Here is a 25,315-nt window from a genome sequence, read left to right on the forward strand (position 1 = left end):
TTCCGATTCTTCGCGATTGCCGCGTGCACAAGATCGCAGCCCTCGTCCTTCTTGCCGCCGCTCCGGCCCTCGCCGATGACACGCGGTTCAGCCTTTCCGACTGGGGCGGCGTCGGGCTGTTGCAGATGCCGACGGCACGGATGGCGCCCGACGGGTCGATGGGCGGCGGGCTGACCGCGCTCGGCGACCTGCACCGCCATCTCACGGTCTCGGCCCAGCCGCTGCCCTGGCTGGAGATCACCGCGCGCAACAGCGCCTATCCCGGCTATTACGGTCTGACCGAGCCGGGGCTCGACCTGAAGGTCCGCCTGCGCCGGGAGGGCGAGGATGGCCCGGCGCTGGTGGTCGGCGGGCGTGACGTCACCGGGTCGGGGCTGGATCTGCCGGGCAAGGGCCGCTTCGCCGGGGAATACATCGCCCTGTCGCGGCGCTGGTGGGATGTGGACCTGACCATCGGGATGGGATGGGGAACGTTGGGGGAAGCCAGGCACCTGCGCAACCCGCTGCGCTTCCTCGGCGGCCGGTTCCGCCGCGACCGCGATCCGTCGGCCTGGCCGACCCGGCGCGGGCCGGGGGTCTGGTTCGGGGGCGAGCGGGTGGCGCTGTTCGGCGGGGCGGAATGGCACGTTCCAGCCTTGGGACCGCTGGAGGGGCTGAGCCTGAAGCTGGAATCCTCCGGCGACCGCTTCCGCGCCCAGCGGCAGGACGAGCCGGGGTTCGATCCCGGCAGCCGCTACAGCCTCGGCCTGTCCTGGCGGCCGGTGTCCTGGGCCGATGTCGGAGCGGCCTATGAGCAGGGCCAGCGCCTCATGCTGCGGCTGTCGGTGCGCTTCGACCCGGCGGCATCCGATGGGTCCACGGGTGCCGGCCGGCCGCAACGCCCATCGCCGGCGATCGGGCCGCGGCCATCGGACGGAACGGCATTGCCGGCCGCCGCCATCGCGCTGGTGGCGCGCACCCGCGGCCTGCCCGTCCGCACCGTCCGCATCGACGGCGACATGGCGACTCTGTGGCTCGACCCGGCCGGGACCGGCCCGCTGCCGCTGGCGCGCGAGGTGGGCGATGCGGCGCGGCTGCTGGCCGACCTCGCTCCGCCGCAGGTGGAGCGGCTGCGCATCGTCACCGGCGCCGCCGGGCTGGACGCCGCCGCCGTCACCCTGCTGCGCCGCGACCTGGAGCGCGCCGCCGGCCGGCGCGGCAGCGCGGAGGAGATTTGGCGGACTGCGACGCTGGACCCGTCGGCCGGCCCGCCGCCGGACTGGCGCCCGCGGCTCGACGTCTCGACCCGTCTGGTCGCCGCCGTCGATCTGGCGGAACTGGGAACGGCGCTGGCCCAGCGCAGCTATGCCGACGTGATGCTGCGGGCCGAGCCGCTGCGCGGGCTGGTGCTGGGTGCCGGGCTGCGCGCCGGCACCGCCGACGATACGGGTCTCCTCGACACCAACGCCCTGCCGGCGGCGCAGCCGGTGCGCAGCGACCTGCCGCGCTATGCCGGGCGTCCGCTGTCGCTCGACCATGCCTATGCCGCCTGGCTCTCCGCGCCGGCCGACGGGCTGACCACCCGGCTGTCCGCCGGCCTTCAGGAGGAGATGTATGGCGGCGTCGGGGCGGAGGCGCTGTATCAGCCGCTGGCAGCGCGCTGGGCGCTGGGCCTCGACCTCAACCGGGTGTGGAAGCGGCGGCCGGAGGATGTCTTCGGCATCGGCGACGGCGACGGGCGCGGCACCGGCCTCAACACCGGCCATGCCAGCCTCTATTGGGAGGCGCCGGGGGCCGGCACGACGACTGCCCTGCGGCTGGGGCGCTATCTCGGCGGCGACTGGGGCGGGACGGTCGAGGTGATGCGGCGCTTCGACAGCGGGATCGGACTGAACGCCCACGCCACCTGGACCGAGGGACCGGACGGCGGCCAGAGCCGGTTCGGCGGGCGCATGGACTGGGGCCTGTCGCTGGTGGTCCCGATCGCCGCGTCGGGATGGCTGCCGGCCGGCGGCACGGTGGAAACCGCGGTCCGTACCCTGGGGCGGGATGCCGGGCAGCGTCTGGCGCAGCCCCTGCCCCTCTACGACCTGAGGGTACCGGGAGGCGTCGGCCGCCTCGCCGGCACATGGTCGCGTCTGTGGGGCAGCGACTGAGGGAGTGACGGTCAGCGGCCGGAGATCGGGCCGGGCGCCATGCCGGGCGTTGTGGTGGAGTCCCGCGGATCGAGGATCACGGTCGTCCAGCGGCCCTGACCATCCATCGCGCTGGCGACATAGCGGTCGCCGTCCTTGCGGAAGTCGCGGACCGTCACATAGCCCGCGGCGCTGAGCTGGTTCAGCAGCGTGGTCTGCTGCAATTCCACCGGCTTCTGCCCTGGACCGCGGCGCGCGGCGATGCCGGCATCCTGCCGGTGCCGCGTCTCCGACGAACCCGTCGCCGCCCCCGTCGCTGCCATCGGCGCACCGCCGGTGCTGCCGGAGTTGCTGCCGCCATAGGTCCGGCTTCCCTCGGCCATCGCGGCGGGCGCGGCCAGACCGGCCAGCGATGCGGCGAGCGCCGCCAGGCAAAGCATGCTCTTCATGTCCTCATCCTCCTTGCAGCCGCGAGTCCACCGCCGGGACCATCGCTGGCGCAGTGACATCGCGATGTCATCGGCCCCTCGAGAGATGGACAACGCGCCAACCGGCCGGTTGTTGCAGACATGCCGAACGAACACCGGGCGGACATGGTCGAATCCGGATTCGGGAACATCGCGCCCACGTCGCTGTTCTGATCTTCGAATGCCGCCGCACCGGCTGTGCTTGCCGCCACCTTGGCCCGACTTGCCGGGGCAGGAGGGTGGAGACGACAGGACGGCGGTCACTGCCACAACTGGTCTCATGCGCGACGCCCGGAATCCTGTTCGGATCTTCGGTCGAGCGAGGGGCCGAGCGAGGGAGGGTACGATGCTCTATTGGGCTCTGGTTTTCTTCGTCGTTGCGCTGATTGCCGGCGCGCTTGGGTTCGGCGGAATCGCGTCGGCCAGTTCCGGCATCGCGCAGATCCTGTTCTTCCTGTTCCTGGTGCTGTTCGCCATCAGCCTGATCATGGGTCTGGTCCGGCGACGGTAGCCCGGGCCGCGAGGCCGCGGCAGGACCGGGCAGGAACCATCGGCGGACTGCCCGGTTGATTGCAGCATCTCCTGACGTTGCGTTTCTCTTCCCCAAGCGATGGATCCGGCCCGACCGGTCCCGGACCTTGCCTGGATTGTCCCCGCCTCCGGCGGCGTCCGGACGGACGCCGCCGTTCTTTTTACCGGCGTTCCGTCCGGGGCTTGCGCTCTCTGCGCGCACAGCAAAACGGGGCGTCCGGCGACCGGACACCCCGCAATTCATAGTCAGGCGAAGGTCCGCCCGCGATCAGGAATCGGCGTCGTCGGCGGGATTCCTGCCCTCCATCAGCAGGCGCAACGCGCGGCGCCCGCGCGACAGGCGCGACTTCACGGTGCCGATAGAGATGCCGAGGATGTCGGCCGCCTCGTTGTAGGAAATCCCTTCCAGCCCGATCAGCAGCACCACCTCGCGCTGCTCGTTGGGCAGCAAGGCAAGTGCGCGGCGCAGGTCGCGCAGCTCCATCCGCACGAACTGCGATCCCGGAGCAGCCCCGATGGCGGCCTGCGCCTCGGCATCGATGTCGACCACGGGTTGGCGGCGGCGGACGCCGTTGATGTGCAAGTTGCGCAGGATGGTGAACAGCCAGGCCCGCAGATTGGTGCCGGGACGCCAGAGATGCAGGCGCGACAGCGCACGCTCCAGACATTCCTGCACCAGATCGTCCGCCAGCGTCGCGTCGCGCACCATGGCGCGGGCGAAACGGCGAAGACGCGGGATTTCCTCCTCGATCTGACGGATCACCGCCGGGTCGGGCGGTGCGTTGGGATCGGGACGGAATTCCTCCTCCGCAGGAGCAGCGCCCTCCACAGGGGCGGCGCAACCGTCTGCATCGGTGTCGGCATCGGCCGGAATGGCCTCCGCATGAGCGGTCAAATGGGTCTCCGTCTGGGCCTCGGCATCGTGCCCGCCATCGAGAACGGCGTGGCCGCTGCCGGCATCGGTGGTGTCGTGGTGGTCAGAGATGAACGCCGGCGCGCGGTCCGAACGGGTCCGGCCGACGGACACGGCGCCGAAGGCTGCCGGCTCGATCCGTGCCGGGCCGCCCATTCGGTGGCTCAAGGTGGTCGCGACGTGGTTCGCCATCGGTGAAACGATGCCTCCTTCAATGCCGTTCGCCGCGGAAACGCAGGCGACCTCGCGGTCGCACGGGCGTTGCCGGGGCCTCCGGCGCAACGGCCCCGAAAGAGGAATTTCGTCCGCCCATCGGGTCCGTCGAATTTGCAGCCGATTGTCTGGCCCGACCCTTACGTAATGAGCGGGCAAACCGGCTACCAGTTGGGAAAAAGGCTAGTGGGTCATAGAACGGCGACAGAGCACCCCCAGAGTACCCCGTGTATCCCGCCGCCGTCGCCGTTCGGGTGTTGGATAAAAATACGGTCTTTCGTTATCTCTCCAACACGATTGGAGGACGCATGACCAGAATGAAAACAAAAAGACCGAGCGACATCCGTCGATCGGTCTATGGATTTCTTATTGGTGGCGCCGGATCAAACAGTTACGGCAACGCATTACGGGGCGTTCGACTTTCCGTTTCGGTGTATGCCGACACCCTTCGCAGGCAATACCGGACACACAACGGCATCCCCCCGGCGAACTCCGATCAGCATTTGGCCTCTGACCTTTTTCCTAGGCATGACCTTTTGAAGGTCCCCGAACGCTTCAAGAAAATCATACAGGGGGGGGCACGTGGAAGGCCATACGACCCTTTGCGGTACAGCATCCGGGCCGGATATTCCGACAATCATAGGGCCCAGCCACCGGATCGTGCTCCGCCCTGCACGCTTGCTTGGGCTGGCTGCCGCGGTTCTGCTGCCTGGGCTGTTGGCGACCGCTCCCGCCCGGGCCGGCATCGCCGAGCAGACCGTCGCCGCGCTGGAGGCGTTGGCCGGCAAGGGCAGTTCCCGCGCCCAGTATGAATTGGCGCAACATTACGAGCGGGCGGATGGCGTGAAGGCGGATCCGCGGATGGCGCTGTCGCTCTACTGCCGGGCCGCCCGCCAGGATTATGCCGACGCCGCGCTGATGGCCGGACGCATGCACATGGCCGGTCAAGGCGGTGTCGCCAAGGATGCCGATCTCGGCCGGGCATGGCTGCGCAAGGCGGCGTCGCTGGGCAGCGAACCGGCGGAACGGCTGGTCGGCAGCGTCGCCGGTACGGTGAAGACGCCCGACCGCTGCGAGCCGCCCAATGTCCGCTGGGGCGTGATCCGCAAGCCCCCGGCGGAGATCCGCGCCATGGTGCAGAAGATGGCGCCGACCTACGGGCTCGACCCCGACCTGGTGCTGGCGGTGATCGCGGTGGAATCCGGGTACCGCGTCGACGTGGTGTCGAACAAGAACGCCATGGGTCTGATGCAGCTGATCCCGGAGACGGCGGAGCGCTTCGGCGTCACCAACGCCTTCGACGCCGAACAAAACCTGCGCGGCGGCATGAAGTACCTGCGCTGGCTGCTGGCCTATTTCGACGGCAACGTCACCCATGCGCTGGCCGGCTACAACGCCGGCGAAGGGGCGGTGCTGCAGTACAAGGGCGTCCCGCCCTACCGCGAGACCAAGGATTATGTGGTGAAGATCCACAGCGTCTACGCGCGCACCTACCATCCTTTCAACCGTGACATCGTTCAGTCGGCCGGCCTGGTCAGCACCGCGCGAGAGGAGGTTGCGGAGCTGTCGCTTTCGACCAGGACGCGCAGCGGCGGGAAACGGTAGGAACGCAAGATTGCGACTCGAAAAAAGCGACTCGGGCGACTCGGAGTGTCGCATGGTTAACACTTTGGTTATAAAATGACGATTACCCTCGGGACTCGACGGATTTCGCAAGTGCCGGTGCCCTCGGGGGCGCATGGCCGCGTCACCCGCCAGCGTCTCACCCGCAACGTTTCCCCGAACGTTTCCCGAGGACCCGCCCGATGCCCATGGCTGCCGACGTCGACACCATCGAACGCACCTCAATCGTCGCCTACACGCTGATGAACGAACTGCATGACATCCTGGCCCTGCCCAAGGCCCCGGACGATGTGACGTTGGGCATCCTGATGGGCATGGCCATGTTCCTCGACGACAAGGTCGGCCCGATGCGTGCCAAGCGCCTGATGGGCGAGGCGCCGACCATCGTGCTGAAGACCGACGCCCACGTCACCACCGACCAGACCCAGCGCATCATGCCGGTGCTGCGCGCCTTCGGCGACCATCTGAGGGAACTCCGCATGAAGGCCGAGCGTCCGGTGAACGGCACCGTCGGCTGAGCGTCCGCCCTCTGCCCAGCCAGGGGGCCGGGCCCCCTGGGCCTGCCGCTCCATCCGTGACATTATCCGATTGGAGCATCGGCCCGGTTGGGGCATTGCCCCGATTGCGCGACTGTTTGTCGGCTTGACCAATAAGTGAAATGGGCGGAAACTTTCCGTCCATGGACTGGTTCACCGGAATCGGCATCTTCGGCATTCTGGCCGGCGTAACCATCAGTCTGGTGGTGCTTGTGGCCGTCGGGTCGATCAGGCGCAGCCTGAACGAAGCCTCGGCGCGCCAGTCCCAGCAAATCCGCAAGCTGACGGAGACGGTGGTCACGCTGTCCGCGCAGCATCAGGCGGCACAGACCCGCATCCAGCAACTGACCGACGCCAACCGCCGGCTGTCCGACGAGCTGACCGCCATCGGCGAGAGGCTGAGCGATGCCGACGCGGTCCGGCGCGCGGCCGGCACGGCAAGGCTTCTCCATTGACCACCCTCCCGAATACCGACCCCGCCCATTTGGACGCCCATCCCGATGCAGGGCGCGAGCGCGACCGCTGGGCAGCCAGCGCCGATGCCTGGGACCGCTGGGCCGACCCGATGGCCGATCTGGCCGACAAGCTGAACCGCCCGCTGCTGGATGCCGCCGGCCTGACGGCGGGAGAGCGGCTGCTCGATCTCGCATCGGGTGCCGGCGAGCCGGCCCTGGGTGCCGCGCGGCGTGCCGGTGCCGGCGGGCTGGTGGTGGGCAGCGACCTCGTTCCCGGCATGATGGCCGGTGCCGTCCGCCGCGCCCGTGACATTGGCGAAAGGGAGGGAGGGCCGGCGCCCACCTTCATCGCCGCCGACATGACCGCCCTGCCCTTCGCCGACGCTGCCTTCGACCGCGTGACCTGCCGGTTCGGCATCATGTTCGTTCCGGCGGCGGAAAGCGCGCTGGGCGAGGTGCGGCGCGTCCTGCGCCCCGGCGGCAAGGCCGCCTTCATGGTGTGGGGGCCGCGTGCCGGCAACGGCCTGTTCGCCGGGATCGGCGACGTCGTGGCCGATCATCTTGGCGAGGATGGCAGCCTCGCACCGCTGTTCCGCTTCGCCGAACCCGGCCGGCTTTGCGCGGCGATGCACGCCGCCGGCTTCACCGAGACGGAGGAAGCCGATCTCACCCCGGTCCGCAAGGCCCCGGCCGGTCAGCCTTTCTGGCGGGCCGCCCTGGACATGAGCTTCGGCCACCGGCTGGGCGGACTGGCCGCCGACCGGCGCGCCGCGCTGGAGGCCGACATCGCCCGCCATTTCGAGGCGCAGGCGGTGGATGGGGTGGTGCCGGTGCCGTCGCATGCCCGGATCGTGGTGGGCTGGTAACGGCGGCGGCACTCCGCCGATACTCCTTCCCACCTCAGTAATCCTTCTCATAGGTCAGCCCGAACTGCGTGTCGGAGTTGGCCCCGACCGCCGCGCTTCCCTTCAGGTTCTTGGTGATGTCGATCTCGACCTTGGCCCGGCTCTGGTTGGCGCCGATGCCCTGTTCGACGCCCACATAGACGCGGTCGCTGACATAGCGTCCGGCCTGCACCGCGCCGCCCTTGCCGTTCTCACCCTGGGTGAAGTCCAGACGGTCGACGCCCAGGCCGCGGCGCACCTGATCCAGGATGCCGCCCCCGCCGCCGACGCCGGCCAGCGCCGCCGCCGACTGGGCGAGTTGCACCGCCTCCGTCGCGGTCAGGTCGCCCACCGACTTGCCGAACAGCACGCCGGCCAGCACCTCGTCCTGCGGCAATCCCTGGGGCGAGGTCAGCTGGATTTTCGGCTGGCGGGCGGTACCGCTGACCACCACCTGCGCGGTGATGCTGTTCGCCGTCGCCTCCGCCAGCAAATCGAGCCGCGGGTCGATCGGCTGGGTGCCGTCGAAATCGAAGATGCCGCGCTTGAACTCAAAATTCTTGGCCAGCAGGTTCAGGTTGCCCTTGAGGACGGTGAAGCGGCCGGTCACCTCCGGTGCCGCGGCGGTGCCGGCGACGCGCAGGTTGCCGCCCAACTCGGCTTCCAGCCCGCGGCCGCGCACGAAGATCTGGTTGGGCGCATTCACCGTCATGTCGAGCGCCAGCACGAAGGGCGTGGCCGCCGGCGGGGCCGCTTCGGGCTGCGGCACGCGGCGGGTGCCGCCGGCGGTCGAGACCTGGGTCGTGCCGCGGGGCCGGCGGCCCTTGCCGACCTCCGTCACCTTCAGGTCGACGACGCTGGCCGGCATGCGGTCGGGGATCTGGATTTCGGCGCGGCGGATGTCGACCGGCCCGGCCAGCCGGGCATTGGCGAAACCGCCGGTCAGCGTAAGGTCGGCGCCGATCTCCGCCGTCGCCAGATCGATTTCCACCAGCCGGGCATTGTCGGCCTTCAGCGCGATGTCCAATTGCCGGTCGGCCGGGGCGGCCGGCCGGATGACGCCGCTGGCGCTGATCGCACCGCCATTGCGGGTGCGGCCGCGGAAGCTCTGGATGGTGAAGACGTCGCCATCGCCGACCAGCCGCGCCTCGATGTTGCTGATGACGGCGCCCGATGCGCGATTTTCGTAGCGCCCGTTGGCGAGCAGGATCGAGCCGCCGAGCGACGGCTTTTCCACCGTGCCGCCGGCTCGCACGTCGAGGCGCAGGGTGCCCCGAGCCCGGTCACCGGATGCGGCGAGCAGGTCGTTCGCCAGCGACAGATCGAGATCGCCGTTCACCGCCACCTCGATCGCCCCTTTTGCCGGCATGGCGACGGCGTAGCTGTCGGGGTCCATCACCAACGGCAGCGCCGCATTGGCGGTCAGGGTGCCGGCATTCTTCGGCATGGCGACACGCCCGGACAGCGACAGCCGACGGTCGCGCCATTGGGCGTCGAGCGCGGCGTCGATGCCCGGCAGGCCGGCCTGGGTCGTCTGCTGCGCCTTCAGCCCGGTGACCCGCAGCGTGGCGTCGGCGCGCGGACTGCGCAGCGTACCGCCGAGCGATGCCCGCGCGTTGGCGACACCGTCCAGCCGCAACGCCGGGCTGGCGAGCTTCGCCAGCGCCAGCGGCAGCCGGTCGACGGTCAGTTCCCCGCTCAGCCGGTCCCCGTTAAGGCCGAGATCGGCGGCGAGCCGGGCATTGCCCGACGACAGCCGCAGGTCCTTCACCTCATATCGGCGTTCGGCCAGCAGAATGGTCGCCGGGGCGGTCGCCCGCAGCTCCTCGCCGGCATAGCGCGCCTGCAACCGCTCAAGGCGGATGCGTGTGGTGTCGCCCTCCCGCGCCAGCGCCCCTGCGAGGTCGAGGGAAACCGGCTGTGCGGCCCCTCCCGCTGCACTTGGCCCCATCCCGGCGGCGTTGGCCTGGAAGGTCGCCTTCGCCAGCGAACCGTCGACCGACGCGGTGACCGTCCGCAACTCGGTGCCGGAGGCGGACCCGCCGGTCATCTCGACCCTTGCCTTGCCACTGGGGGTGCCGAGCGCGTCGGCGACCTCGGCCCGCGCGGTCAGGCGGCGGGCGGTCAGCAGCGGTCCGCCGGCCTCCGCCCCCTGCCCCCCCACCCGCAAATTGTTGGCATCGGCGGTGAGCGTCGCCGCCTGCTTGCCGCCCTTGCCGTCGAGCGCCAGGGCGAAGGTCGCCCCGCCGCCGAGCGGCATGCCCGCCAACTCCGACAGGCCGTTCAGGTTTGGCAGCGCGCCCTCCAGCCGCCCGGTGGCCAGCAGCGTATCGAGCGCCACCTGCGCCTGACCGGTAATCCGGTTATTACCGTTGGCGACCGTCAGCCCATCCAGCCGCAGCAGTTGGTCGCGCAGGGCATAGCGCCCGTCGAGCGACAGCGGTGTCCTGTCGAGGTTGGTGCGCATCGACAGCGTGCCGTTCGGCGTTGCCGGCAGTCCGGCGGCGGTCGCCTGCAACTCCGTCGCACCCAGCCTGCGGCCCTGCAGCACGAGATCGCGGGCACTCAACTTCGCTTGCGCCTCGATGGCGTCGAACGGGCCGCGAGCGGTCGCCTCCAGGGTCGCCGCCCCTTCCATCTGCGTGCCGAGCGCGCCGCCCAGCGGCTCCAGCGTCGGCAGTGTCAGGGTGGTGCGGGCGTCCACCTGGTTGTTCGCCAAGGCGGCATTGCCGGTCAGCTTGCCATTGCGGCCGTCCACCGTCAGGTCGGTCAGGCGCATGGCGCCGTCGGGGTCCATCCGCGCGGCCAGCGCCAGCGCCGCCTTGTCGCCCAGCACCGCGTCGGCCGGCGTGCCGGTGGCGAGGCGGTCGAGCGATCCGCTCAACTCGGCGGTGAGCGTGCCGTCGGCGCCGCGCCGCACCGGCCCCGACAGCGCAACCGCCCCGGCGAGCGGCCGGCCGGCGAGGTCTGACAGCGGCGCCAGGTCGTCGGCGGCCGCCGACAGCGTCAGATCGGCGGTCTGCCCCCAGCCGCCGATGCTGCCCTTCGCCTCGGCGCGGGCGGCGGCGGCGGTCAGCGCCAGCGACTCCAGGCCGATCTGCCCGCTGCCGGTGTCGATCCGGGCACGGGCGGCCACCCTGGTTTCGGGGCCGGTCAGGCGGGACAGCGCCGGGTCGTCTGCGGCCAGATCGCGCAGCGTCGCGGTCACCGCGACGTTCAGCGCGTTCAACGCACCCTCGGCCGAGCCTTCCACCACGCCCTCGCGCCAGGACAGCGGCACCAGCGGATGCAGCGCCGAGTCCGGCCCTGCCTGCACCGTCCAACGCAGGTTCAGGCTGTTGTAGTCGGCGGCGACCTCACCGTTCAGCGTGGCGGTCGCCGCCGCGACGCTAAGCGCCAGCGGTCGCAGGGTGATGGCGCCATTCGGCGCCCGCAGCAGGCTGGCGTTCAGCGTAGGGCCGGGACCGATCAGCGGGACGATTGTGTCTCCCGCCAGCCCGGCAATCAGGGGGGCGAAATTGCCGCCGGCCGCCAGGGTCAGGGCATGGCCGTCCGGCTGCTTCCTGATGGTGGCGTCGGCGTCCAGGGTGCCGGTTGGGGCCGCGGCGTCGCCGGCCAGGGCGGTCAGCTTGCCGGACCAGTCGTCGAGCGTGCCATCGCCCTTCAGCGTCACCGCCACCGGCGGCAAGCCGGGGATCGACAGCGCGCGGGCCATGACGCCGCCCGCCGGCTCGGACGCATCGACCGACAGGGTCAAGGCGTTCTTGTCGGGGTCGAAGACGGCGGCGACCTCGGCCTGCCCCGGTTTGTCGTCGATGCGGGAAACCGAAAGAGTGGTGTTCAGCGCCCCGCCGCTGTGTGCCAGCGCCAGCGCTCCGGTGAGGCGCAGCACCGCCGGTTCGCCGAGCAGGGCGGGCGCCAGTTCGAGCCGCTCCACCACCAGCCTGCCCAGATCGATGTCGACCGGCAGGCTCGGCAGCAGCGGTGCGTCGGGGTCCGACGGCGTGGCCGGCTGGGTGCTGACCGGGGCGCGGGTGACGGTGATGGAGGCGGCCTCCAACGAATCGATCCTGGCGCTGCGCAGGAACAGGGCCGACGGCGACATCACGACACGGAGCCGGTCTATGGTCAGCCAGACGCCCTGGCTGTCGGCAAGCGTGACGGTGGCGATGGTGAAGTCGGTCGGGATGCTGCCTTCGATGGCGCCGAGCTTCAGGTGCATGTCCGGCGATTCGACGGCGCCCTCGATCTTCCCGGCCAGCCATTCCCGGGTGGAATCGCCCAACAACGAGAAGGCCCGCGCGGGCTGGGAGCCCGAAAGCAGGCCGGCGAGGACCATCAGGCCGACCATCAGGAAGCGAAACGCCGTCACACCATCCCCTTTCACCGGCCCCGTTCCCCGGAGCGCCAATCGTTCAACCGCAATAGACCGCCATCGTCCCGAAGGATTGGGACGAAAAAGAGTCCTCCGCATCCCCCTCCCGCCGGAGTGGGATCGCGAGCCTCAGAAGGCCTGCCCCAGGCTGAGATACAGCTGCCAGCGTGCGTCGCCGCTGGCGGGGTTGAGCGGAATGCCGACATCGACACGCAACGGGCCGAAATCGGTGTAATAGCGCAGACCGACGCCGGCACCGATGCGCAGCGGCTCGCTGAAATCCGGATATGCCTTGTCGTACACCGTGCCGGCATCGACGAACGGGACGACGCCGATGCTCTCGGTGACCTTGATGCGCAGCTCCGCCCCGATCTCCAGCAGCGACCGGCCGCCGACCGGATCGTCGTAGCGGTCGCGCGGCCCCGCCTTCTGGAAGCCGTAGCCGCGCACCGACCCGCCGCCGCCGGCATAGAAGCGGTGGTCGGGCGGGATGTCCGACAGCGAGGTGCCGAGGATGCTGCCCACCCCGATGCGCGCCGCGGCGACGTAGCGCCCCTCGTTGCCCAGGTCGTGATAGGTGGAGCCGTTGAGCAGCACCGAGGTGAAGGGCGACTTGGTGTCGCCACCCATCGGGAACCAGGGCGTGATCTGTAGGGACGCCCGCTGTCCGGAGGTCGGATTCAGCAAATTGTCGGTGCCGTTCCACGCCGCCCCCAGCGGCACGCCGATGAAGGCGGTCTGGTAGGTGGTGTCCTCCGTCTTCACCCGGCCGCGCTCGCCGCTGACGCCGTAGCTGACGGTGAGCTGGTCGGTCAGCGGGCGTTCCAGCTTGACCGTCAGTTCGGAGGCGACGCGGCTGTACGCGGGCGGCTGGTCGTTCACCACGGCGAAATTGACCAGCAGCGACTGCTTGACCGCCAGGAAGTCCGGCTTACGGAAATTCACGCTGAAGCGCAGGTCCGGCAGGTCGTTGCCGGTGCTGGAGCTGCCGCCGGACGATCCCGCGACGCGCCCGACATCCACGCCGACGCGCAGCTGCTCCGCCCCGCCGAACAGGTTGCGGTGGCCCCAATAGGCGTTGGTGCCGAGCCCATCCTCGGTCGAGAAGGTGACGCCGCCGCCGATGAAGCGGCGCTTGCGCTCGCCCACGGTGACGACGACAGGGGTCACGCCGTCCGGCCCCGGCTCGTCCGCCATGCGCACGCGGACGGTGTCGAACACCTGGAGGGCCGCGATGTCCTGCCGCGCCCTGTCGGTGGCGCCCGGGTCGTAGACCTGCCCCTCCTTCCAGGCCAGCCGGCCGCGCACCAGATCCTCGTCGACCTTTTCCAGCCCCTCGATCCGGGTGGCGCCATAGCGGGTCAGCGGGCCGGGGTCGACCGTGTAGGCCACATCCATCGTGCGGTCGGAATGGTCGACCACCACCTCCCGGTCCGCCGCCTTGGCGAAGGCGTAGCCGCGCCTGGCGAGACGCCCGATCAGTTCGGATTCGGCGTCCAGCACCTTCTGCGCCACGGCCGGCGCTCCGGCGGCGAGACCGAGATCGTCGGTCGCCACCTCGGCCGGCAGGCCGGAGCCGCCGGCCCCCCGGACATTCACCGTCTTGATGTGGTAGAGCGGCCCCGGCGTCACCGCCACCGTCACCTTGACCGGCGGCGCATCGTTCCCCGCGGGCTGAGCGCCGGTCGTCGACTGGTCGTCGATCCGGATGTCGAGCCGGGCATCGTAGTAGCCGGCGGAGCGCAGCGCGGTCTGCAACCTGTCGCGGTCGCTGTCGGCCCGCCGCTCCAGCCCGATCAGCGAGGGCGGCGCGTCGTCCTTCAACTCGACCAGCGTGGACGCGTCGTTCAGCGTGCCGCGCAGGCCGTCATCCTCGATGCCGGTGAACTCCACCGCGTAGCGGAGGCCGGCTGGCCGCGCCTCCTCGTCCTGCGGCACCTCGGAGGCGGCCGGGGGGGCGTCGGGGGGTGAATCCTGCGCGCGCCCGGCAGCGGCCGGCCCCAGCAACAGCAGGGCGGCGACCAGCGGAACGGCGATGGGAGCCTTGAGCGGCGCCGTGGCAAATCCGGTTACGGAACCGGCAGCGGCGGCCGCCTTGCGGCGGGAAGCGGAGGCGAAGCGGATCATCGCCCCCAATGTAAGATCCAATGACGCATGGCTCCATCCCGGAAATTCGCGCTAGGCCAAAGGGCACGGCGCTTGCGTTTTCGGCGAAGATCCATATATTGCGCCGCAACAGTTTCCCCGACAGCGCCCACCGAATTCTTCGGCGGGCCTTTTTGTTGTTTGCGGCAGAGTGCTGCGTGTCGGGGGTGCCATTGCGAGACCAAGGCTCCATGAATCTCCGTAACGTCGCCATCATCGCCCACGTCGACCACGGCAAGACCACGCTGGTCGACCAACTCCTCAAGCAGGCCGGCTCGTTCCGCGAGAACCAGCAGGTGGCCGAACGCGCCATGGACTCCAACGATCTGGAGCGCGAGCGCGGCATCACCATCCTGGCCAAGTGCACGTCGGTCCTGTGGAACGACCTGCGCATCAACATCGTCGACACCCCGGGCCACGCCGATTTCGGCGGCGAGGTCGAGCGCATCCTCTCCATGGTCGACGGCGTCGTCCTGCTCTGCGACGCGGCCGAAGGCCCGCTGCCGCAGACCAAGTTCGTGCTCGGCAAGGCGCTGAAGCTCGGCCTGCGCCCGATCGTCGTCATCAACAAGGTGGACCGTCCCGACGGCCGTCCGCACGAGGTGCATGACGAGGTGTTCGACCTGTTCGCCTCGCTCGACGCCTCGAACGAGCAGCTGGACTTCCCGACCCTGTTCGCCTCGGGCCGCAACGGCTGGGCGACCACGGACCTGGAGAACGGCGCCCGCGAGACGCTGACCCCGCTGTTCGAGTTGATCCGCGACCATGTCCCGGCCCCGAAGGTGGTGGAAGACCTGCCCTTCACCATGCTGGCGACCACGCTGGAGGCGAACCCCTATCTGGGCCGCATCCTGACCGGCCGCATCCAGACCGGTTCGGTCAAGGTCAACATGGCGGTCAAGTCGCTGAGCCGCGACGGCAAGCTGGTCGAGAACGCCCGCATCAGCAAGGTGCTGGCCTTCCGCGGCCTGGAGCGCGTTCCGGTGGACGAGGCGCATGCCGGCGACATCGTCGCGCTGGCGGGCCTGACCAACACCACGGTCGCCGACACCATCTGCGCGCCGGAAGTGGCCGAGCCGCTGGCCGCCCAGCCGATCGACCCGCCGACGCTGGCGATGACCTTCTCGGTCAACGACAGCCCGCTGGCCGGCCGCGAAGGCGACAAGGTCACCAGCCGCATGATCCGCGACCGCCTGTTCCGCGAAGCGGAAGGCAACGTGGCCCTGCGCATCTCCGACACCGAAGGCGGCGACGCCTTCGAGGTGGCCGGCCGCGGCGAACTGCAGCTGGGCATCCTGATCGAGACCATGCGCCGCGAGGGCTACGAGCTGGCGATCAGCCGTCCGCGCGTGCTGTTCAAGACCGATCCGCTGAACGGCCAGCGCCTGGAGCCGATCGAAGAGGTGGTCGTCGACGTAGACGAGGAGTTCTCGGGCACCGTCGTCCAGAAGATGGCGGAGCGCAAGGCCGACCTGATCGAGATGCGGCCCTCGGGCGGCAACAAGACCCGCATCGTCTTCCATGCGCCGTCGCGCGGCCTGATCGGCTACCAGGGCGAGTTCCTGACCGACACCCGCGGCACCGGCATCATGAACCGCCTGTTCCACGGCTACGCCCCGTTCAAGGGCGCCATCGCCGCCCGGCGCACCGGCGTGCTGATCTCCAACAGCGACGGCACTGCGGTGGCCTATGCGCTGTGGAATCTGGAAGACCGTGGCCCGATGCTGATCGATCCGGGCGTGCCGGTCTATCAGGGCATGATCATCGGCGAGCACACCCGTGGCAACGACCTCGAGGTCAATGTCATCAAGGGCAAGCAGCTGACGAACATCCGCACCACCAGCAAGGACGAGGCGGTCCGCCTGACCCCGCCGATCCAGATGACGCTGGAGAAGGCGCTGTCCTACATCTCCGATGACGAGCTGGTGGAGGTGACGCCGAAGTCCATCCGCCTGCGCAAGCGCTACCTCGACCCGAACGAGCGCAAGCGCCACTCGCGCGCCGCCGAAGCGAGCTGATCGGTTCGCGGCTTTTTAGAGTAGAGTACCAGTCTGGTCTTGCCCCCACCCCGGCCCTCCCCCGCTGGGCGGGGGAGGGGGTCTGTCGCATGGCGGCGGAGTTCCCTCCCCTGCGAAGCGGGGAAGGGTTAGGGTGGGGGCAAAGCCACGACACCTCCACCACCTCCACACACGACAGCGAGGACACCCCCCGCATGGCGACGGCGACCGACGCGAAGTCCCCCGGCTCCCCGTCCTTCTCCCCCCGTCGCCTGTGGTCGCGGATCGGCCCGACCGGCCTGTCCGCCCTGATCCTCGCACTGCTGATCGCCCTGCCGATCCTCGCCGTCTTCGTCCAGGCGGCCGGCGTCTCCACCGATTTGTGGGGACACATGGCACGGACGGTGCTTCCCGGCTATATAGCCAACACCCTGATCCTGCTGGGCATCGTCGGGGTGGTCACGCTGGTGACCGGCGTCGCCTGTGCCTGGACCGTGACCATGCACGAGTTCCGCGGCCGCGGCGTGCTGCAATGGCTGCTGCTGCTGCCGCTCGCCATGCCGGCCTACGTGCTGGCCTATACCTACACCGACTTCCTGCAATTCGCCGGGCCGCTGCAATCCGTTCTGCGCGCCAGCTTCGGCTGGCGGCGCGGCGACTACTGGTTTCCGGAGATCCACACCGCCTGGGGCGCCGGTCTGGTGCTGTCGTCGGTGCTGTATCCGTATGTCTATGTGCTGACCCGCGCCGCCTTCCTCGAACAGTCGGTCTGCGTGCTGGAGGCCAGCCGCACGCTCGGCTGCTCCGCCTTCGGCGCCTTCCGCCGCGTGGCCTTGCCGCTGGCCCGCCCGGCGCTGGTCGCCGGCGTCGGCTATGCCCTGATGGAGACGTTGGCCGATTTCGGCGCCGTGCGCTATTTCGGCATCGACACCTTCACCGTCGGCATCTACCGCACCTGGTTCGCGCTGGGCGATGCGGCGGCGGCGGCCCAGCTGGCCGCGGTGCTGCTGCTGGTGGTGCTGGCGCTGGTCGGGCTGGAGCGGCTGTCGCGCGGCCGGATGCGCTTCCACCAGACCACCGGCCGCTACCGCGCCCTGCCCGCCCCGCGCCTCTCGGCGCGCGGCACCGTGCTGGCCTGGATCGTCTGCCTGACGCCGATCCTGTTCGGCTTCCTGCTTCCGGGCGGCGTGCTGATCCACATGATCCTGCGCGGCGGCACCGAGCTGACGCTCGCCCGCTTCACCGACCTGACGGTCAACACCTTCATCCTAGGGGCGAGCGGCGCGCTGCTGGTCGTCGCGGTGGCGCTGATGGTGATCCACGGCGTGCGCCATGACCGCAGCGGCTTCGCCACCGGCGCGGCGCGGCTGGCCTCGCTCGGTTATGCCACGCCGGGAACGGTGATCGCCGTCGGCATCCTCATCACGGTCGGGCTGATGCGCGATTGGGGCGGCTGGCCGGTCGGCGCCCTGCTCGGCACCACCATCGTCGGCATCCTCTACGGCTACCTGATCCGTTTCTTCGTCGTCGCCTACGGTCCGCTCGAATCCGGCTTCGCCAAGATCGGCCCCAACCTGGAGGGGGCGGCCCGCTCGCTCGGCCACACGCCGTTGCAGGTGCTGCGCCGGGTCCATCTGCCGCTGCTGCGCCCCAGCCTGCTCAGCGCCGCCATGCTGGTGTTCGTCGACATCACCAAGGAGCTGCCGGCGACGATGATCCTGCGGCCCTTCAACTTCGACACCCTGGCGATCGAGGCCTTCCGGATGGCCTCGACCGAGCGGCTGGACGACGCCGCCCTGCCCGCCCTGGTCATCGTGCTGGTGGGTCTCGCCCCGGTCATCTATCTCAGCCGCACCATCGCCTCCTCGCGGCCCGGACACAAAGGCTGACCGCGGCGGAGCCGGGCTGCCGCAGTTTCTATATCCCGTTCCGGCTCTCCAGCGGCGGCCCCTCCACCTCGCCCGGCGGAGCTGCGGCCTCGGCCAGCGTCAGCTCCAGCCGCCGCTCGCGCTGCTGTTCCCTGCGCTTCCAGCGCCGGAAGGAGCGCTGCTGCCACACGCCATGCAGCCGCCTGCCGAAATCCGCGAGCCGCTGGTAGAGCGGCCGCCGCCGGCTGGTCACCCGGACGGGCTCCAGCGCCAGCCCGACCGAGGTGATGCCATGGTCGTCCATGTCGCGGACGATCAGCTCGACCCCGCCCATCCGCACCCGGTCGCCCAGCTCGCAGGAGCCGCCGAACTCGTTGCGCAGCAGGTCGCTGAGCGTCAGCCGGGCGTTGGGCAGCGACAGCGGCAGGCCGTACATCTCGGCGATCTGCTCCACCGTCGCATCCGGGCTGAGCACGAGGTCGCCGTAGAACTCGCGGTCGTTCTGGTCGAGCGCCCGGCTGCCGCCATAAAGCCTGTCGATCAGCGGCAGCCGGTGCTGCGGCGTAAACAGATAGACATGGTCGCCGGGCTGCAGGGGCTTCGCCCGGTGCAGCGGCACCACCGCACCGGAACGGATCACCAGCGACGGCCGGGCCCAGCGCGGCATGCGCTGTCCGCGCGCCGCCGGGCTCTTGGCATGGACGGTATAGGCGACCAGTTCCTGGTCGGCGTTGCCGGGAAGCTCCAGTTCCACCCGCTCCACCGGGCCACGGCGCGGCGGCACGATCAGGTCCAGCGCCCGCGCCATCGCGCCGATGGTCCAGCCCTGCACCAGCAACGAGACGACCACGACGATGAAGGCGGTGTTGAAGATCAGCTGGCCGTGCTCCAGCCCGCCCAGCACCGGAACCAGCGCCAGCAGCAGCGACACCGCCCCGCGCAACCCGACCCAGGCGATGAAGCTGGTTTCGCGCACCGAAAAGCGGAAGGGCAGCAGGCAGATCCACACCGCCAGCGGCCGGGCGACGGCGATCAGCAGGAAGGCCACTCCCAGCGCCGGCAGCAGCATGGGCATGAACTCCCGCGGCGTGGCGAGCAGCCCCAGCATGACGAACATGACGATCTGGCTGAGCCAGGTCAGGCCGGCATGGAAGCGCCGCAGCTCCAGCGCGCCGCGCAGCTTGACGTTCCCGGCATAGAGCCCGGCGGCATAGACCGCGAGATAGCCGCTGCCGCCCAGCACGTTGGTGGCGGCGAAGATGAACAGGGCGAAGGTCAGCGTGACCACCGGATTCAGTCCGGCTTCGAAATTGGCCTTGTTGATGAAGGCGACCAGCAGCCAGCCGCCGGCCAGCCCCATCACCCCGCCCAGCGAGAAGGCCAGCGCCAGCTCGCCGACGATGGCGGCGGGCGACGCCAGCCCATGGGTCGCCGCCTCCACCAGCAGGATCGTCACCATGATGGCGACCGGGTCGTTGCTGCCCGACTCGATCTCCAGGGTGGAGCGGACACGGTCGCGCAGCGTGATGCCGCCGACCCGCAGCAGGAAGAAGACCGCCGCCGCGTCGGTGGAGCTGCAGGCGGCGCCGACCAGCAGCGCCTCCCCCCAGCCCAGATCCATCAGGTAATGGGCGGCGACGCCGACCGTGCCGGTGGTGATGCCGACCCCCAGCGTCGCCAGAGTCATCGCCGGCCAGGCGGCGGCCTTGTAGCTGGCCAGCTTGGTGTCGAACCCGCTTTCGAACAGGATGACGGCCAGTGCCATCGACCCGATCAGGAAGGCCGAGCCGGCATCGTTGAAGGCGATGTGGCCGATGCCGTCCTCGCCCGCAAGCAGCCCGATGCCGAGGAAGATCAGCAGCAGCGGCGCGCCGACCCGCAAGGCCAGATAGCTGGTCAGCACGCTGACGATCAGCAGGCTCGACCCGATGAGAATGATGTAGCTGACCGCCTCCATAAGCCCCGCACGCCGTGTCCATCAAGCCGCCGACAGGCGGAACTCCTTGATTTTGACGGCAAACCGGCACATCCGCAAGGCGTAGGACCAGAAGGCGGTCATTCGGATAGGCTGTACGCTTACGAAACCAGCTTCCAGCTTCCATCGCCCTGGCGGCAGGCGGTGCCGCGCGCGACCTCGGTCTTGCCGTCGATCACCACGGTATGGTTGTAGTCGCGGCAGGTCTGCCCCGCGTCGCCCTGGTAGGTGCGGACTGGCTGGATGGTGCCGCTGTTGCCCGACTGCGGGTTGTTCCAGGTGATGGTCTGGTTGTTAGCGACCGCCCGCTCCTCGGCGTCCGACGCCCGGCTCTGGTCGGCGGGGCTGAATTGGCGGGCCAGCTGCTGGCCGGCATAGGCGCCCAGCAGCGTGCCGATGGCGGTGGTCGCCAGCTTGCCGGCCCCGCCACCGAAGCGCGAGCCGAGCAGGCCGCCGGCCACGGCGCCGCCCAGCGTCCCGACGGTCTCGCTGGTGTTCATGCCGCCGATGCCGCCGCTGTTGCCGGTCTGGCAGGCGGCCAGGGACAGTGCCGCGGTCGCGGCGATTGCGGTTGCGCGCAGGCGGATGGTGATGCCCCGCATGGTGGTTCTCCCGTTTCAACGTTGCGCGGTCAAAGTCAGGTCAACGCTTGAAGGATGAGGAGGTTCCCACCCAAAAGATCAGGGGGGCATGGAAGCAAAACGCGTTTTCGCGTGTTTAGACATCGAACAGTCAACACGAGGAGGGTTGCACAATGTCCCGTTTGCGTCTGATCGGTGCGGTGATCGCGCTTCTTTCCATCAGCGCCTGCTCGACTGGCGGCGTGGTCGGCGGTGCTGCCGGCGCGGCCGGCGGCTATGCGGTGGACGGCACCCGCGGCGCGGTGATCGGCGGCCTGGGCGGCGCCGCGATCGGCACCGCGATCGACCATTAACCGCAATCGCCGGCCGCAATCGGCCACCCTATTGGCGACCGTGCGGCGGCCGTCAGTCGCGCACCGGCTCGCGCGTCGATTCGCGCGGGCCGGTGGCGAAGACGGCGAGCGCGTCGTGCAGGTCGGGCAGGACGCGCTCCACCGCGGCCTCGCCCTCGCGGATGCAGTCGTCCGCCCGGTCGAACTCGGTCAGGCCGATATGGCCGAGCCGCGGCGCGATCTGGACATCCGGCGGTTCGCCGGCCAGACGAGAGCGGGTGATGCGGTCGGTGACGATGCCCAGCGACGACACCATCACGCCGAACAGGCTCGGCCCCTCGTAGTCGCGGCGGAAGATGCGGCGGGTCAGCGCCCCGATCCCGCCACCGATCGGGCCACGGTTGCCCGGCACCTCGTCCTCGACCATCCGCAGCAGGTCGAAGCCGGCGGCGGTCGGCACGCTGGCCCCCGGCTTGCGCGCCTTGCCCAGGATGTCGCCGGACAGGTTGACGGCAATCACCATCTGCGCGCCCAGCGCCCGGCAGGCCGAGACCGGCACCGGGTTGACCAGCGCGCCGTCGATCATCCAGCGCCCGTCGATCGACATCGGCGGGAACACGCCGGGCAGCGAGAAGGACGCCCGCATGGCGTCGACCAGTTCGCCCCGCTGCAGCCAGACCTCGTGGCCGGTCACCAGATCGGTGGTGATGGCGACATAGGGACAGGGCAGTTCCTCGATCCGCAGGTCGCCCAGATGCAGGCGCAGCTCCGCCATCAGCCGGTCGCCGCCGATCAGTCCGCCGCCCTGGCGCAGCCGCAAATCCAGATAGCCGACGATCTTCAGCCGGGTCAGGGCCCGTACCCATTCCTCCAGCGCGTCGAGCTTGCCCGCCAGATGCAGGCCACCGACCAGCGCGCCGACCGATGCGCCGCAGACGATGTCGGCCTCGATGCCATAGCGCTTCAGCGCCCGCAGCACCCCGATATGGGCCCAGCCGCGCGCCACCCCGCCGCCCAGCGCGATCCCGATGCGCGGGCGCCGCGTCGGGCCGTTGCTGGGACCGTTGGCGTGGCCATTGCCCTGGCCGTTTCCAAATGCCATGAGCGATCTCCTTCCCGATGCCGGAACGTTCGCCGCCCCCTTGGTCCCGAACATCGCACGAACGGGTAAAGGAAGCCTGTAGCCCGACGCATAGGCCCGGCCTCATATGCCCCGCCGGGCGGCGTCAGCTCCGACCGGTGGACAAGACCGAAGCCCATGGGCTAAGCCATCGGCAACGGACAAGAGATCGGATGCGACCGTGACGAACAAGAGCGGCAAGCCCCTGCGCCTCGATGCGGCGACCGAACGACTGGCGGGCCGGATGTGGCGCGAGTGGGTGCGGCCCTATCGCGGCAAGCTGATGCTGTCCTTCCTGCTGATGGCGGTGGTGGCGGCGACGACCGGCGCCTATCCGCTGCTGATCGACCAATCCTACGCCATGTTCTCCGCCCAGGACCGCGGCATGCTGCTGGCGATTCCGCTGGCCATCGTCGCGGTGACGGTGATCAAGGGGGCGTCGCTCTATTCGCAGACGGTGGTGACCAGCGACATCGTCCAGCGCATCATCGCCGACATCCGCCTGTCGATGTTCGCCCATCTGCAGAGCGCCGACATGGCGCAACTGCACGCCACCCCGACCGGGTCGCTGACCTCGCGCTTCATCAACGACGTCGACCTGATCCGCAACGCGCTGTCCCGCACGCTGACCGGGCTGGTGCGCGACATCCTGACGGTGATCGCGCTGGTCGGGTCGATGTTCTATCTCGACTGGCTGCTGTCGCTGATCGTCTTCATCATCTACCCGATCGCCGCGGTTCCCATCGTCCGCATCGGCAAGCGGCTGCGCCGCGTGTCGCGCGACACCCAGGCGCAGATGGGCGACATGACCTCGCTGCTGACCGAGAGCCTGTCGGGCGCGCGCATGGTCAAGACCTACAGCCTGGAGGACTATGAGCGCGCCCGCGCCGGCCGCGCCTTCCACGACAATTACCTGCTGACCATGAAGGCGGTGCGCGCCCGCTCGCGCATCGACCCGATGATGGAGGTGCTGGGCGGCGTCGCGGTGGCGGGGGTGATCGCCTTCGCCGGCTACCGGATGACGCTGGGCGAGGGGTCGGTCGGCGCCTTCTCCGGCTTCGTCGGCGCGCTGCTGATGGCGGCCCAGCCGGTGCGCGCCATCGGCACGCTGAACGCGGCCTTGCAGGAGGGGCTGGCCGCCGCCCAGCGCATCTTCGAACTGCTCGACCAGCAGCCGACCATCCTCGAAAGCCCGGACGCCAGGCCGCTGGCCGTCAGCACGGGCGCGGTCGCCCTCCGCGGGGTCCGCTTCGCCTACGAGACCGGGGCGGAGACGCTGAAGAGCATCGACCTCGACGTTCCGGCCGGCAGCACGGTGGCGTTGGTCGGGCGCAGCGGCGCCGGAAAATCGACCGTCTTCAACCTGATCCCGCGCCTTTACGACGTGACCGGCGGCGAGGTGCTGATCGACGGCCAGGACGTGCGCGGGGCCACCCTGCGCAGCCTGCGCGGCGCCGTGTCGATCGTCAGCCAGGACACCGTCCTGTTCAACGACACGGTGCGGGCGAACATCTGTTTCGGCCGGCTCGACGCCGGAATGGAGGATGTAATCTCCGCCGCCAAGGCCGCCGCCGCCCACGAGTTCGTCTCGAAGCTGCCGGAGGGCTACGACACGGTGATCGGCGACCGCGGCGTCAAGCTGTCGGGCGGCGAGCGCCAGCGCCTGGCGCTCGCCCGCGCCTTCCTGAAGGATGCGCCGATTCTGCTGCTGGACGAGGCGACCAGCGCGCTGGACAGCGAATCGGAACGGTTGGTGCAGGCGGCGCTGGAGCGGCTGACCGCGGGGCGGACCACCCTGGTGATCGCACATCGGCTGGCGACCGTGCGCAATGCCGACCGCATCGTCGTGATGGAAGGCGGGAGGATCATCGAGCAGGGCACGCACGAGGCGCTGCTGGCCGCCAACGGCGCCTATGCGCGGCTGTGCCGGCTGCAGTTCGGCGAGGACGAGGTGCAGGCGGGGGTGTGAGGTCCGGCCCCGAATGCCCCCACCCTAACCCTCCCCCGCTGGGCGGGGGAGGGAACAGGTGCTGAAGCGGGAGAGCGGCGGCAGTCCCTCCCCGCCCAGCGGGGGAGGTTAGGTGGGGGGCTAACCCTGTAACACTCCGCCCTCACTCCGCCGGGAACACCATCACCCGTTCCGCCGCCATCGCGGCGGACAGTTCCTGTCCGGCATGGACGTCGACATGCCCAGGCAGGCGGGCGTGGATCTCCGGCGCACCGCCCGGCAAATCCAGGCACACACGGGTGGCGGAGCCGAGGAAGCTGGAATGCCGCACGCGGACCGGCACGGCGTCCGGACGGGCGCCGAGCGGCACCAGCTCCAGATCCTCGACCCGGCAGGCGACCTCGACCCGGGTGCCGCCAGGCAGGTGCGGTGCCTGGATCAACCCGAGCGGGGTGACGATCCGGCCGTCGCGCACCGTCGATTGGAAGCGGTTGACCTCGCCGAACAGGCGGGCGACGAAGCTGTTGGCCGGACGTTTGTAGAGAGTGACCGGCGTGTCGGCCTGGATCACGCGGCCGGCCTCCATCACCACCACGCGGTTGCCCATCTCCATCGCCTCCTCCGGATCGTGGGTGACGACGATGGTGGCGACCCCGGTGGCGCGGATGATCCGCACCACTTCCTCCCGCACCGACCGGCGAAGCTGCTCGTCGAGCGCCGAGAAGGGCTCGTCCAGCAGCAGCACCTTGGGGTCGCGCGCCATGGCGCGGGCCAGCGCCACCCGCTGCTGCTGGCCGCCCGACAGGGTGTGCGGGTAGACATCGGCATAGCGGGTCAGCGCCATGGTCTCCAGCAGCTCGGCCACCCGGCGCTTGCGCTCGGCACGCGGCCGGTCGGTCTGGCCGAAGGCGATGTTGCCGGCGACCGTCAGGTGCGGGAACAGCGCGAAGTCCTGGAACATCATGCCGACCGGCCGCCTTTCCGGCGGCAGCGAGCGGTCGGCGGTGGCAAGCGGCGCCCCGTCCACGGTGATCGTGCCGGCCTGCACCGTCTCCAGCCCGCTGATCAGACGCAGCAGCGTCGACTTGCCGCAGCCGGACGGGCCGACGATGCACACCACCTCGCGCGGGGCGACCGACAGCGACACGTCGTCGACCGCGGTCAGCCGCCCGTAGCGATGGGTGATGCCCGACAGGATGACGGAGGGGGCCGGAGAGGAGAACGGGGCGTCGGTCATC

General features: G+C 70.0%; 18 protein-coding genes. 10 read left to right on the plus strand and 8 right to left on the minus strand.

Annotation, left to right across the window (positions count from 1 at the left end):
- Positions 1–23: 23 nt before the first annotated feature.
- Complete coding sequence (locus ABMY26_RS22260; RefSeq protein ID WP_372396820.1) at positions 24–2,135, plus strand: YjbH domain-containing protein; 2,112 nt, start codon at positions 24–26, stop codon at positions 2,133–2,135.
- A gap of 11 nt (positions 2,136–2,146) precedes the next feature.
- On the opposite strand, the gene ABMY26_RS22265 is transcribed toward ABMY26_RS22260, so the two are convergent.
- Positions 2,147–2,563 carry a hypothetical protein gene (locus ABMY26_RS22265; protein ID WP_372396821.1) on the minus strand — a complete coding sequence of 139 codons (417 nt, stop codon included), beginning with the start codon at positions 2,561–2,563 and terminating at the stop codon, positions 2,147–2,149.
- Between the two features lie 364 nt (positions 2,564–2,927).
- Here ABMY26_RS22265 and ABMY26_RS22270 point away from each other — a divergent pair, with 364 nt between their 5' ends.
- The gene (locus ABMY26_RS22270; RefSeq protein ID WP_045582124.1) at positions 2,928–3,092 is read left to right on the plus strand and encodes a DUF1328 domain-containing protein; all 165 of its coding nucleotides are present in this window, start codon (positions 2,928–2,930) and stop codon (positions 3,090–3,092) included.
- A 288-nt stretch (positions 3,093–3,380) separates the two neighbouring features.
- Here ABMY26_RS22270 and ABMY26_RS22275 read toward each other — a convergent pair whose 3' ends face one another.
- On the minus strand, positions 3,381–4,217 hold the full coding sequence (locus ABMY26_RS22275; protein WP_372396822.1) for an RNA polymerase sigma factor: 837 nt from the start codon (positions 4,215–4,217) through the stop codon (positions 3,381–3,383).
- Positions 4,218–4,898: 681 nt separating this feature from the next.
- On the opposite strand from ABMY26_RS22275, the gene ABMY26_RS22280 reads away from it, so the two are divergent.
- From ABMY26_RS22280 to ABMY26_RS22295, 4 genes are all read left to right on the plus strand, one after another.
- Positions 4,899–5,843 (plus strand): lytic transglycosylase domain-containing protein, encoded by a 945-nt coding sequence (locus ABMY26_RS22280; protein ID WP_372396823.1) that lies wholly within the window; start codon positions 4,899–4,901, stop codon positions 5,841–5,843.
- A 200-nt stretch (positions 5,844–6,043) separates the two neighbouring features.
- Positions 6,044–6,379, plus strand: coding sequence for a hypothetical protein (locus tag ABMY26_RS22285; protein WP_372396824.1), 336 nt, complete (start codon positions 6,044–6,046; stop codon positions 6,377–6,379).
- 161 nt (positions 6,380–6,540) lie between these two features.
- Positions 6,541–6,852, plus strand: a complete 312-nt coding sequence (locus ABMY26_RS22290; RefSeq protein ID WP_082108939.1) for a hypothetical protein — start codon at positions 6,541–6,543, stop codon at positions 6,850–6,852.
- Positions 6,849–7,718 carry a class I SAM-dependent methyltransferase gene (locus ABMY26_RS22295; RefSeq protein ID WP_372396825.1) on the plus strand — a complete coding sequence of 290 codons (870 nt, stop codon included), beginning with the start codon at positions 6,849–6,851 and terminating at the stop codon, positions 7,716–7,718. The genes ABMY26_RS22290 and ABMY26_RS22295 overlap by 4 nt, the downstream gene beginning before the upstream one ends.
- 34 nt (positions 7,719–7,752) lie before the next feature.
- On the opposite strand, the gene ABMY26_RS22300 is transcribed toward ABMY26_RS22295, so the two are convergent.
- Both ABMY26_RS22300 and ABMY26_RS22305 read right to left on the minus strand, forming a co-directional pair.
- A complete protein-coding gene (locus ABMY26_RS22300) occupies positions 7,753–12,108 on the minus strand; it encodes a translocation/assembly module TamB domain-containing protein (RefSeq protein ID WP_372396826.1) in 4,356 nt (1,451 codons plus the stop codon).
- 132 nt (positions 12,109–12,240) lie between these two features.
- Positions 12,241–14,259 carry an autotransporter assembly complex family protein gene (locus ABMY26_RS22305; protein WP_372396827.1) on the minus strand — a complete coding sequence of 673 codons (2,019 nt, stop codon included), beginning with the start codon at positions 14,257–14,259 and terminating at the stop codon, positions 12,241–12,243.
- Between the two features lie 188 nt (positions 14,260–14,447).
- On the opposite strand from ABMY26_RS22305, the gene typA reads away from it, so the two are divergent.
- On the plus strand, positions 14,448–16,274 hold the full coding sequence (typA, locus tag ABMY26_RS22310) for a translational GTPase TypA (protein ID WP_372396828.1): 1,827 nt from the start codon (positions 14,448–14,450) through the stop codon (positions 16,272–16,274).
- A gap of 194 nt (positions 16,275–16,468) precedes the next feature.
- The gene (locus tag ABMY26_RS22315) at positions 16,469–18,142 is read left to right on the plus strand and encodes an ABC transporter permease (protein WP_372396829.1); all 1,674 of its coding nucleotides are present in this window, start codon (positions 16,469–16,471) and stop codon (positions 18,140–18,142) included.
- A 28-nt stretch (positions 18,143–18,170) separates the two neighbouring features.
- On the opposite strand, the gene ABMY26_RS22320 is transcribed toward ABMY26_RS22315, so the two are convergent.
- Positions 18,171–20,078: a potassium/proton antiporter gene (locus ABMY26_RS22320; RefSeq protein WP_372396830.1), complete on the minus strand. Its 1,908-nt coding sequence runs from the start codon at positions 20,076–20,078 to the stop codon at positions 18,171–18,173.
- Positions 20,079–20,197: 119 nt separating this feature from the next.
- Positions 20,198–20,698 carry an RT0821/Lpp0805 family surface protein gene (locus ABMY26_RS22325; RefSeq protein ID WP_372396831.1) on the minus strand — a complete coding sequence of 167 codons (501 nt, stop codon included), beginning with the start codon at positions 20,696–20,698 and terminating at the stop codon, positions 20,198–20,200.
- A 152-nt stretch (positions 20,699–20,850) separates the two neighbouring features.
- Between ABMY26_RS22325 and ABMY26_RS22330 the strand changes: the two genes are divergently transcribed.
- On the plus strand, positions 20,851–21,030 hold the full coding sequence (locus ABMY26_RS22330) for a hypothetical protein (RefSeq protein ID WP_372396832.1): 180 nt from the start codon (positions 20,851–20,853) through the stop codon (positions 21,028–21,030).
- Positions 21,031–21,082: 52 nt separating this feature from the next.
- On the opposite strand, the gene ABMY26_RS22335 is transcribed toward ABMY26_RS22330, so the two are convergent.
- Positions 21,083–22,111 (minus strand): patatin-like phospholipase family protein, encoded by a 1,029-nt coding sequence (locus ABMY26_RS22335; RefSeq protein WP_372396833.1) that lies wholly within the window; start codon positions 22,109–22,111, stop codon positions 21,083–21,085.
- A gap of 199 nt (positions 22,112–22,310) precedes the next feature.
- On the opposite strand from ABMY26_RS22335, the gene ABMY26_RS22340 reads away from it, so the two are divergent.
- Positions 22,311–24,098, plus strand: coding sequence for an ABC transporter ATP-binding protein (locus ABMY26_RS22340; protein ID WP_372396834.1), 1,788 nt, complete (start codon positions 22,311–22,313; stop codon positions 24,096–24,098).
- Positions 24,099–24,240: 142 nt separating this feature from the next.
- Here ABMY26_RS22340 and ABMY26_RS22345 read toward each other — a convergent pair whose 3' ends face one another.
- Positions 24,241–25,314 carry an ABC transporter ATP-binding protein gene (locus ABMY26_RS22345; RefSeq protein ID WP_372396835.1) on the minus strand — a complete coding sequence of 358 codons (1,074 nt, stop codon included), beginning with the start codon at positions 25,312–25,314 and terminating at the stop codon, positions 24,241–24,243.
- Between the last annotated feature and the right edge of the window lies 1 nt (position 25,315).

The organism is Azospirillum sp. HJ39 (assembly GCF_041507355.1).
Lineage (GTDB): Bacteria > Pseudomonadota > Alphaproteobacteria > Azospirillales > Azospirillaceae > Azospirillum > Azospirillum thiophilum.

Excerpts from the sequence above, each read along its gene's own strand:
- ABMY26_RS22265 (WP_372396821.1), bottom strand. The coding sequence starts at position 2,563 with ATGAAGAGCATGCTTTGCCTGGCGGCGCTCGCCGCATCGCTGGCCGGT.
- ABMY26_RS22270 (WP_045582124.1), top strand. The coding sequence starts at position 2,928 with ATGCTCTATTGGGCTCTGGTTTTCTTCGTCGTTGCGCTGATTGCCGGC.
- ABMY26_RS22275 (WP_372396822.1), bottom strand. The coding sequence starts at position 4,217 with ATGGCGAACCACGTCGCGACCACCTTGAGCCACCGAATGGGCGGCCCG.
- ABMY26_RS22285 (WP_372396824.1), top strand. The coding sequence starts at position 6,044 with ATGCCCATGGCTGCCGACGTCGACACCATCGAACGCACCTCAATCGTC.
- ABMY26_RS22290 (WP_082108939.1), top strand. The coding sequence starts at position 6,541 with ATGGACTGGTTCACCGGAATCGGCATCTTCGGCATTCTGGCCGGCGTA.
- typA (WP_372396828.1), top strand. The coding sequence starts at position 14,448 with ATGAATCTCCGTAACGTCGCCATCATCGCCCACGTCGACCACGGCAAG.
- ABMY26_RS22315 (WP_372396829.1), top strand. The coding sequence starts at position 16,469 with ATGGCGACGGCGACCGACGCGAAGTCCCCCGGCTCCCCGTCCTTCTCC.
- ABMY26_RS22320 (WP_372396830.1), bottom strand. The coding sequence starts at position 20,078 with ATGGAGGCGGTCAGCTACATCATTCTCATCGGGTCGAGCCTGCTGATC.
- ABMY26_RS22325 (WP_372396831.1), bottom strand. The coding sequence starts at position 20,698 with ATGCGGGGCATCACCATCCGCCTGCGCGCAACCGCAATCGCCGCGACC.
- ABMY26_RS22330 (WP_372396832.1), top strand. The coding sequence starts at position 20,851 with ATGTCCCGTTTGCGTCTGATCGGTGCGGTGATCGCGCTTCTTTCCATC.
- ABMY26_RS22335 (WP_372396833.1), bottom strand. The coding sequence starts at position 22,111 with ATGGCATTTGGAAACGGCCAGGGCAATGGCCACGCCAACGGTCCCAGC.
- ABMY26_RS22345 (WP_372396835.1), bottom strand. The coding sequence starts at position 25,314 with ATGACCGACGCCCCGTTCTCCTCTCCGGCCCCCTCCGTCATCCTGTCG.